Origin of the sequence: Bradyrhizobium sp. BRP56 (assembly GCF_020194035.1) — a bacterium.
GTDB lineage: Bacteria > Pseudomonadota > Alphaproteobacteria > Rhizobiales > Xanthobacteraceae > Bradyrhizobium > Bradyrhizobium australafricanum.
The window spans coordinates 44,196-53,517 of record NZ_JADYVV010000068.1 but is presented as its reverse complement, the minus strand read 5'-3'; the positions used below and the strand labels follow the sequence as shown (position 1 = coordinate 53,517).

General features: G+C 64.8%; 6 protein-coding genes. 5 read left to right on the top strand and 1 reads right to left on the bottom strand.

The window, feature by feature from the left end; translation table 11 throughout:
* Window positions 1-429: 429 nt before the first annotated feature.
* From I6F38_RS34560 to I6F38_RS34550, 3 genes are read left to right on the top strand one after another with little or no spacing between them, the layout of a single operon-like run.
* Window positions 430-2,172 (top strand): iron ABC transporter permease, encoded by a 1,743-nt coding sequence (locus I6F38_RS34560; protein ID WP_225163571.1) that lies wholly within the window; start codon window positions 430-432, stop codon window positions 2,170-2,172.
* A gap of 23 nt (window positions 2,173-2,195) precedes the next feature.
* A complete protein-coding gene (locus I6F38_RS34555; RefSeq protein WP_225163570.1) occupies window positions 2,196-3,221 on the top strand; it encodes an extracellular solute-binding protein in 1,026 nt (341 codons plus the stop codon).
* Between the two features lie 15 nt (window positions 3,222-3,236).
* Window positions 3,237-4,340, top strand: coding sequence for an ABC transporter ATP-binding protein (locus I6F38_RS34550; RefSeq protein WP_225163569.1), 1,104 nt, complete (start codon window positions 3,237-3,239; stop codon window positions 4,338-4,340).
* Window positions 4,341-4,396: 56 nt separating this feature from the next.
* On the opposite strand, the gene I6F38_RS34545 is transcribed toward I6F38_RS34550, so the two are convergent.
* Entirely contained in the window at window positions 4,397-5,185 is a 789-nt protein-coding gene (locus I6F38_RS34545) for an IclR family transcriptional regulator (protein ID WP_225163568.1), read from the bottom strand.
* A 122-nt stretch (window positions 5,186-5,307) separates the two neighbouring features.
* On the opposite strand from I6F38_RS34545, the gene I6F38_RS34540 reads away from it, so the two are divergent.
* Window positions 5,308-7,128: an NAD(P)/FAD-dependent oxidoreductase gene (locus tag I6F38_RS34540; RefSeq protein ID WP_225163567.1), complete on the top strand. Its 1,821-nt coding sequence runs from the start codon at window positions 5,308-5,310 to the stop codon at window positions 7,126-7,128.
* A gap of 49 nt (window positions 7,129-7,177) precedes the next feature.
* On the top strand, window positions 7,178-9,121 hold the full coding sequence (locus tag I6F38_RS34535) for an alkyl sulfatase dimerization domain-containing protein (protein ID WP_225163566.1): 1,944 nt from the start codon (window positions 7,178-7,180) through the stop codon (window positions 9,119-9,121).
* Window positions 9,122-9,322: the final 201 nt, after the last annotated feature.

Here is a 9,322-nt window from a genome sequence, read left to right as displayed (position 1 = left end):
CGGACCGAGCTGCCATTGGCCGATAGGCAGGCAATCTCGCATCGGTCGTCCAGAGAGAGCTGCTTGTAAGTCCGCCCCATGGCAACACCTCCTCAAGGAAGTGTTGCACTTCGTTTGTGAACTCAGGGGACCCATAACCACCGATGCTGCTTGTCGGGCGTGTTGGAACGACGAGTCCCGTTCAAGACATCCGCCGCGGAGTATGGGTCCCGGCCTTCGCCGGGACGACGGCGGTGGATGCAGCGTGCGAACGCGATCAATCGATTTCGTGTTCCCATGGTGCGTCACAGAAACGCGCCGAAGCGACTTTCGGATAGCTTGCGTCACAGTCGCGATCGACTACCTTGGTATACAAGCAGGCCCGGCGTCAGATCGGGCCGCAAGAGGGAACGCGCATTGCACGGACAGGCCGACCGGCGCAGCGAAGCCATGCGAAGCGCCAGCGAGGGAACTCGCCGCCGCGCGTTCACCGGCCTCTGGGTCGCGGCATTGCTGGCGATCCTGACCTTCCTGGTCATCTATCCCGTCTTCATGCTGCTGCTCGGCGCGCTCACCGACACCAATCCGGTGGTCGACGGCATCCGTCTCAGCCTGAGCCATTTGTCGATCGCCAATTTCCTCGCCGTGCTGGCCAATCCGAACGTCGCCGAAGCGCTGCTCAACACGCTGATTGCCTGCGGTGGCGGCACGGTGATCGCGGTCGCGATCGGGCTCCTGTTCTCCTGGATCGTGGTGCGCACCAACACGCCGTTCAAGGGCTTCATCGCCGCGGCCAGCATCCTGCCGCTGTTCGCGCCGCCGCTGGTCGCGGGGGTGGCCTGGGCCATTCTCGGCTCGCCGAAGACCGGCTTGATCAACACGATGTTCAAGTGGATGGGCTCCGACCTGCGCGTCGATCTCTATTCGATGTGGGGCCTGGTGTTCGTGTTCGGCATCTACTACGCGCCCTATGTCTACATGTTCACCTCGTCGGCGCTGCGCAACATGGACCCGAGCCTGGAGGAGGCCGCGGAAATCTCCGGCGCGAGCCCGGTCGCGACCCTGTTCACGGTGACGTTCCCGCTGATCATGCCGGCGATCGTCTCGGGCATGCTGCTGTCCTTCATCGTGATGCTCGGTATCTACGGCATCCCCGCCGTGCTCGGCGCGCCGACCAACCTGAACGTGCTCACCACCTATATCTTCAAGCTCACCAACTGGTCGCCGCCGCTCTACAACACCGCGGCGGCGGTCGCGATCATCCTGATGGTGGTCACGGGGCTGCTGGTCTATCTGCAGCAGAAATTGCTGAGCGGACGCAGCTATACCACCGTCGCGGGCAAGGCGTTCCGGCCGCGCAGCCTCGATCTCGGGCCGTGGCGCTGGCTCACCTTCGCGATCGGCATCGTCTACCTTCTCATCGTCGTGGTGCTGCCGTCGCTGGCGCTGATCGTCGCGGCGTTCCGCAAATTCATGTTCATCCGCGACGTCGCGAGCCTGTTCGACATGCGGCAATACTCGCTGACGCATTTCGAGAGCATCTTCGACAATCCGTTGACGATGCGGTCGATCTACAATGCGGTCGAGGTCGGCGTCATCACGGCTGTTGTCGGCGGCGCGCTCGCCTTTGCGATCGGCTACACCATCCATCGCACCCGCGTCAGCGGACGCGGCGCCATCGACCTGATCTCGGCCCTGCCGGTCGCGATCCCCGGGCTGGTGGTCGGCGTCGCCTATCTCTGGGCCTGGATCGGCGTGCCGGGCGGGCTCTACGGCACGATCTGGATTCTCGCGCTGGCCTTCATTGCGCGCTTCATGCCGGACACCGTGAAAGCGCTCTCGACTTCGTTCCTGCAAATCCACCGCGAACTCGAGGAGGCCGCCTGGGTCTGCGGCAAGGGCATGCTCGGCACCATCAGGACGATCGTGTTGCCGCTGGCGCGGCCGGGGGTGCTGGCGTCGATGACGCTGCTGTTCGTGCTGGCGATCCGCGAGCTCGGCTCGTCGCTGTTCCTCTACACCAGCAACACCATGGTGATGTCGGTGCTGCTGCTCGACTATTATGAGGGCGGCAATATCGGCAAGACCGCGGCCTTCAGCCTGGTGCAGACCGTGCTGCTCGGTGTCCTGATCGGCGGCGCCAACTGGCTGTCGCGCGGATCGGCGCAGGGCAACGTGGCGCGGACCGGATAACAACGAATAAGGGGAGGATTGCGATGGATAGACGAACCTTCACCACACTGGCCTTGGCAAGCGTGGCGACGCTTGCATTGGCGCCTGCGGCACAGGCGCAGGAGTTCGGCTCGGCGGAGTTGATCGCGGCGGCCAAGTCCGAAGGCAAGCTCGTCTACTACACCGCGAACTTCGCCGAGATCGAGCAGCAGGTCATCAAGGCCTTCAACAAGCGCTTTCCCGAGATCAAGGTCGAGATGGTCCGGGCGCCCGGCGGCCAGCTGATCACCCGCGTGAAGACTGAGGCCGCGGCCGGCAAGCTGATCGCCGACGTCGTCGACCATTCCGACCGCGCGCTGATGCAGCCGCTGGAGGACCTGTTCCAGGATTACGCGCCGCCGAACGCGGCCGATTACGATCCGCACGCGCTGATCTCGCCGAAATACTGGCCGCGCGCGACGATCGCCTGGTCGATCGCCTACAACACCGAGCTGGTGAAGGACCCGCCGAAATCCTGGATGGACCTGACCAAGCCGCAATATGACAAGCTGATCGGGCAGGTGTTCGCGCAGTCCGGCGGCACCACCTGGACGCGGATCATGTTCGAGCGCCAGGTGCTCGGCGAAGACTATTGGGCAAAGCAGGCGGCGACCCATCCGGTGCTGTATCCCTCCGGCGCGCCGACGGCCGATGCGCTGGTGCGCGGCGAGATCGCGATCGCGCCGCTGCTCTACAACGTGATCTACCAAAAGAAGAAGGACGGCGCGCCGATCGAGATCTTCTTTCCGCCTGAAGGTGCCCCGGTCAATCCCTACGCGACCGGCATTCCGAAGACGGCGGCCCATCCCAATGCAGCAAAGCTGTTCCTGAACTGGTGTCTGTCCAAGGAAGGGCAGACCTTCATGATCAAGGAGCTCGGCAATCTCACATCCCTGAAGGCACCGCCGGCATATCCGGAGGGGTTCGATCCAAAGGTGGTCAAGCTCTGGTATCCGAAGTTCAACGAGTATGTGAAGCTGCATGCGGCGTGGGTCGCGGACTGGGATAAGACGTTTGGCTACCGGCAATAGGCTGATGGTGCAGCGATGACGGCGACGCTCGAAGTCACCGATCTCAGGAAGCAGTTTTCGATCGGCCGCCCGGCCATCGACGGCGTCAGCTTTGGCGTGCCGGCCGGCGAGATCGTGGTGCTGCTGGGGCCGTCCGGCTGCGGCAAGACCACGACGCTGCGCTGCGTCGCCGGGCTCGAGCATCCGACCGGCGGCGAGATCAGCATTTCCGGGCGGGTGGTCTCCTCGCCGGCAAACGGCATCCTCGTGCCGCCGCGTTCGCGCGATCTCGGCATGGTGTTCCAGTCCTATGCGGTGTGGCCGCATATGACGGTGCGGCAGAACGTGATCTATCCGCTGAAGCACCGCAAGATCGGGCGCACCGATGCTGCCCGCATGGTCGAGGAGGCGCTGGCGCTGGTCGGACTGTCCGATTATGCCGACCGGCCGGTGGTGGCGCTGTCGGGCGGCCAGATGCAGCGCGTCGCGCTGGCGCGCAGCATGGTGTACCGGCCGCAACTGTTGCTGCTCGACGAGCCGCTGTCGAACCTCGATGCCAAATTGCGCCTGCGGCTGCGCGACGACCTTCGCGTCATCCTCAAGCAGACCGGGATGACCGCGCTCTACGTCACCCATGACCAGGCCGAGGCGGTCGTGCTCGGCGACCGGATCGGGGTGATGCGCGACGGCAAGCTGTTGCAGATGGACACGCCCGACGTGATCTATAATCGTCCGGCCGATCTGTTCGTCGCCAATTTCACCGGCGCAACCAACGAGCTCGCAGGCACGCTCGTCACATGCAATGGCCGCTATGGGGTGGTCGATTTCGGTGACGGCCGGCAAGGGGAGGTCGCGCTGTGCCAGACGCTCAAGCCCGACGAGAAAGTGCGGATCGCGCTGCGGCCCGAGAACATCGCGATCGGCCGGCCCGACGGCGCCAACACGTTCTCGGCAAAGGTGCTCGACCGCAGATATCAGGGCACCCAGACTGCCTACGGCATCGAGCTGTTCGGCAAGCGGCTGGAAGCGATCGAGCTCGGCACCGCCGCGCGCCATCAGGTCGGCGTCGAGGCACAGGTCGCGTTGCCGCGCGAATGCCTGTGGGCCTATCGCGACAGCGGTCCGGCATCGCATGAGTAGTGGCGCCGCGGCCGTCGCCGCCTCGCAATGATGTGAGCGTGCCGTCGGTTCGCCGCCTAACCTTCCTCCACCAGCGCGCGGATGCTGCGGGCGAGTCCGAGGATGCGCGGGCCGCATTCGCGCTCGATCTGCTCGGCGCTGAAGCGGAAGGAGGGGACGCCGCAATTGACCGACAGGCATTCGCCGGTCGGCGTGCGATAGAGCGGGGCGGCGACGCCGAAGATCTCGCGCCGCCATTCGCCGAGCGAGACGGCAAAGCCGCGCTCGCGGCACAATTCGATGTCGGGCAAGGTGCGCTTCTGCACGTAGTCGAACTCGTCGGGGCGCTCGGCCTTGACGCGCGCGACATAGGCGCCGAGCTCTTGCTCGGTGAACAGCGACAGCAGGGCGCGCCCCACCGCGGTCGGCGCCAGCGTGCTGACAAAGCCGACGTCGGGCACGTGCGGCGCCGTATCCGTCGTGCGCAGCGTCTCGACATAGATGAAGTCGATCCCGAACGGCATCGCGATCGACACCGTGCCGCCGGCATAGGTCGCGAAGTCGCGCATCAGCGGACGCGCCAGTTGGCGCACCTTCAATGCCGACAGCACGGGGTAGGCGGCGGCGAGCGCGCCCAGTCCGAGCACGAAGCGGCCCTTGGTGTCGCGCCTGAGATAGCCGAGCTGCTCGAGCGTGTAGGTCAGCCGCGACACCGTCGGTCGCGACAGGCCGGTATGCAACGCGAGTTCGGCATTCGACAGCGAGCCGGGATGACGGCGAAACGCCGCCAGCACGTCGAGGCCATGCGCCAGGGTGGTTGCAAAGGACGGATCCGCCTGAACCTCGGCAGGGGAAGATGCTGTCATACGGAATATTGGTCTCAGATGGTCGGATTTGTCAATATATCGGAATGAATTTGCAAATCGTATCGATATCGGTTTATCTGCCGAGAATAAGGATAAGGACCGCTGGAGCGAGGCGCCCTCCGATGACGATGACCGAGCAAGCCCGAGACGCAAAGCCCGCCGCGATCGACAAGGCGCGGCTGCGCCTGAAGTATCAGGAGGAGCGCAACAAGCGGCTGCGTCCCGACGGCAATGACCAGTATCTCCAGATCAAGGGCCAGCTCGCGCATTATCTCGACGATCCCTACACGCCGGTCGTTGAGCGCGCGCCGAAGACCGATCACGTCACCTTCGCCTTTATCGGCGGCGGCTTCGCCGGGCTCGCCACCGCGGCGCGGCTGACCGAGGCCGGCATCAAGGACGTCCGCATTGTCGAGAAGGGCGGCGATTTCGGCGGCACCTGGTACTGGAACCGGTATCCCGGCGCGCAATGCGACACGGCGTCGATGGTCTACATGCCGCTGCTCGAAGAGACCGGCCACATGCCGTCCGAGAAATACGCGCATGCGCCGGAGATCCTCGCGCACTGCCAGCGGATCGGGAGGCAATTCAATCTCTACGACAATGCGCTGTTCCACACCGAGGTGACGAGCCTCGATTGGGACACGGCGCAATCGCGCTGGATCATCCGCACCACGCGGGACGACGCGTTCACCGCGCAATATGTCGGCATCGGCACCGGCCCGCTGCACGTGCCGAAGCTGCCCGGCATTCCCGGCATCGAGCGCTTCAAGGGCCACTCGTTCCACACCAGCCGCTGGGATTACGACTACACCGGCGGTGACCCCAAAGGCGCGCTCATGGAGAAGCTTGCCGACAAGCGCGTCGGCATCATCGGCACCGGCGCGACCTCGGTGCAATGCATTCCGCACCTCGCGCGCGCCTGCAAGGAGCTCTACGTATTCCAGCGCACGCCGTCGTCGGTCGATGTGCGTGGCAACGGGCCGATCGATCCCGACTGGTTTGCCGAGATCGCGACGCCGGGCTGGCAACAGCGCTGGCTGGAGAATTTCACCGCCAACCAGGCCGGCGGATCGGCCGAGGAAGATCTGGTGCAGGACGGCTGGACCGACCTGTCGAAGCGGATCCGCGCCAAGATCATGCTGCTGCCGCGCGAGCAGCGAAGCGTGGAAAACATGCGGGCGGCGTTCGAGGATTCCGACTTCGAGAAGATGGAGGAAATCCGCAACCGGATCGACACCATCGTCCGCGATGCCGACACCGCCAGGAATCTCAAGGCCTGGTACGGCCAGCTCTGCAAGCGCCCGTGCTTCCACGACGCCTATCTGCAGGCGTTCAATACGCCGGGCACCCATCTGGTCGATACCGACGGCAAGGGCGTCGAGGAGATCACCGAGAACGGGATCGTCGTCGGGGACAAGGAATACGCGCTCGATTGCATCATCTATGCGTCCGGCTTCGAGGTTGGTACCGAGTACAAGCGTCGCGCAGGCTTCGATCTGATCGGCCGCGACGGCATCAAGCTGTCGGAGCATTGGGCCGAGGGCATGCGCACCAAGCACGGCATCCACGTGCACGGTTTCCCCAACGTGTTCTTCGTGCAGCCGACCCAGGGCGCCAATCTGATCTCCAACGTGCCGCACAACCTGACCGAAGCGGCGCGGACCATCGCGCTGATGGTCCGCCACGCGCAGGACAACGGCTTCAAGGAAATCGAAGTCAGCAAGGAAGCCGAGGATCGCTGGGTCGAACTGCTGCTGACTGGTGTCGGCCGGATGATCGGCGGCCCCGATTGCACGCCCGGCTACTACAACAATGAGGGGCGCGAGCCGGGTCCCGCTGCAAAGCTCAATGTCGGCCATCCGTCGGGCGCGCTGGCTTACTTCAAATATATCGACGGCTGGCGTCGCAGTGGCCAGTTCGAGGGCGTGCAATTCCGCTGAGGGAAGCGCGATCGGAACCGATTTCCGCCAATCGAGGGAGTGCTTGAGTATGGCCCAGACAACCGCAAGCGAAACGTCACACGAAGGTCCGAAGGCGGCATCCGCGCCGGTCATCGCGCAGCACGCGGCGACGCTGAAGGCGCTGCCGTTCGCCGACACCAGGGACTTCGACGACGCCGCGCGCGGCTTTCTCGGCACGATCGAGAACGCGCGCGTGACCTCGACCCAGGGCAGGGTAGTTTGGAGCCTCGAGCCTTACGGATTCCTGTCGGAGGAGAAAGCGCCCGCGACCGTCGATCCGAGCCTGTGGCGGCAGTCGCGGCTCAACATGCATCACGGCCTGTTCGAAGTGGTGCCGGGTGTCTACCAGGTGCGTGGCCTCGACATCGCCAACATGACGCTGATCGAGGGCGACAAGGGCGTCATCGTGGTCGACACGCTGACCTCGATCGAGGGCGCGCGCGCCGCGATGGAGCTATACTTCCAGCATCGCGGCAAGCGGCCGGTCGCCGCCGTCATCTTCACCCACACCCACACCGACCATTGGGGCGGCGCGCGCGGCGTGCTCGACGACGCCATGCTGGCGGCGGGCGTGCCGATCATCGCGCCGAATTTCTTCATGGAGCACGCGGTCTCCGAGAACATCATCGCGGGGCCGGCGATGCTGCGCCGTGCACAATACCAGTTCGGGCCGTTCCTCGCCAAGGGCGTGCGCGGCCATGTCGACTGCGGCCTCGGCAAGACCATGGCGGCGGGCGGTGTGGCGCTGCTGCGGCCGACCGATTTGATCATCGCGACCGGCGACAAGCGCGTGATCGACGGCGTCGAGTTCGAATTCCAGATGGCGCCGAACAGCGAGGCGCCGGCGGAGATGCATTTCTTCATCCCGCGCTACAAGCTCTTGAATCTCGCCGAGAACTGCACCCACAATTTCCACAATCTGCTGCCGTTCCGCGGTGCCGATGTGCGCGATGCGCTGGCCTGGTCGAAATATCTCGGCGAGGCGTTGCAGATGTGGGGCGGCAAGGCGGAAGCGATGTGCGGCCAGCACCACTGGCCGGTGTGGGGGCAGGCGCGGATTGACAGCATGATCCGCGAACAGCGCGACCTCTACAAATACGCGCACGACCAGACCATCCGGCTGATGAACCATGGGCTCAACGCAGCCGAGATCGCCGAGACGATCCGCCTGCCGCAGAGCCTGGAGGGCGCCTGGCACGGCCGCGGTTACTACGGCCACATCAGGCACAATGTGAAGGCGATCTACCAGAAATATCTCGGCTGGTACGACGCCAATCCGGTCAACCTCGATCCGCTGCCGCCGGTCGAGGCCGGCAGGAAATATGTCGAGTATATGGGCGGCGCCGACGCGATCCTGAAACGCGCCGCGGCCGATTTTGCCAAGGGCGAATTCCGCTTCGTGGCGCAGGCCGTCAGCCATCTCGTGTTCGCCGAGCCTGATAATCAGGCCGCGCGTTCGCTCCTCGCCGACACGTTCGAGCAGCTCGGCTATGCCGCGGAAAGCTCGACCTGGCGCAACGCCTATCTGTTCGGCGCGCAGGAACTGCGGCAGGGCATGCCGAAGACGCCGCCGCGCTCGCCGATGCCGCGCGAGACGCTGGCCGCGCTGCGCACCGAGCAGCTTTGGGACGTGCTCGGCATCCGCCTCAACGGCCCCAAGGCCGAGGGCAAGCGCATCGTGCTGAACTGGAGCTTCACTGATACCGGCGAGACCTTCGTGCTCAATCTCGAGAATTCAGCCCTGACCTACGTTGGGGATGCGCAGGCGGCCGATGCGCATGCGAGCTTCACGCTGGCGCGCAGCGTGCTCGACGAGGTCATCGCCAAGCTGACCACTTTCCTGGACGCCGTCGATGCCGGCAGGATCAAGGCATCAGGCGAGCCGCAGCGGCTCGATGAATTGATGGCGCTGATGGACGAATTCCCGCGGATGTTCGAGATTGTCGAGCCGAAGCGGACGGCGGTGACGTAGAGCCGCACATACAGAACAACGACCGTCACCCTGAGGAGCCGCGCAGCGGCGTCTCGAAGGGCGACAGCCCGGCCGATTCATCCTTCGAGGCTCGCCCAGCGGCGCAATGGCGCCGCAAGGCTCGCACCTCAGGATGACGGGATGCCCAGATGTGTTGCGTCATTGTGAACGACGAAGCGGATTGCTTCGCTTCGCTCGCAA

Bases quoted from the DNA above. Each gene is read 5' to 3' on its own strand.
- I6F38_RS34560 (WP_225163571.1), top strand. From the start codon at position 430: ATGCGAAGCGCCAGCGAGGGAACTCGCCGCCGCGCGTTCACCGGCCTC.
- I6F38_RS34555 (WP_225163570.1), top strand. From the start codon at position 2,196: ATGGATAGACGAACCTTCACCACACTGGCCTTGGCAAGCGTGGCGACG.
- I6F38_RS34550 (WP_225163569.1), top strand. From the start codon at position 3,237: ATGACGGCGACGCTCGAAGTCACCGATCTCAGGAAGCAGTTTTCGATC.
- I6F38_RS34545 (WP_225163568.1), bottom strand. From the start codon at position 5,185: ATGACAGCATCTTCCCCTGCCGAGGTTCAGGCGGATCCGTCCTTTGCA.
- I6F38_RS34540 (WP_225163567.1), top strand. From the start codon at position 5,308: ATGACGATGACCGAGCAAGCCCGAGACGCAAAGCCCGCCGCGATCGAC.
- I6F38_RS34535 (WP_225163566.1), top strand. From the start codon at position 7,178: ATGGCCCAGACAACCGCAAGCGAAACGTCACACGAAGGTCCGAAGGCG.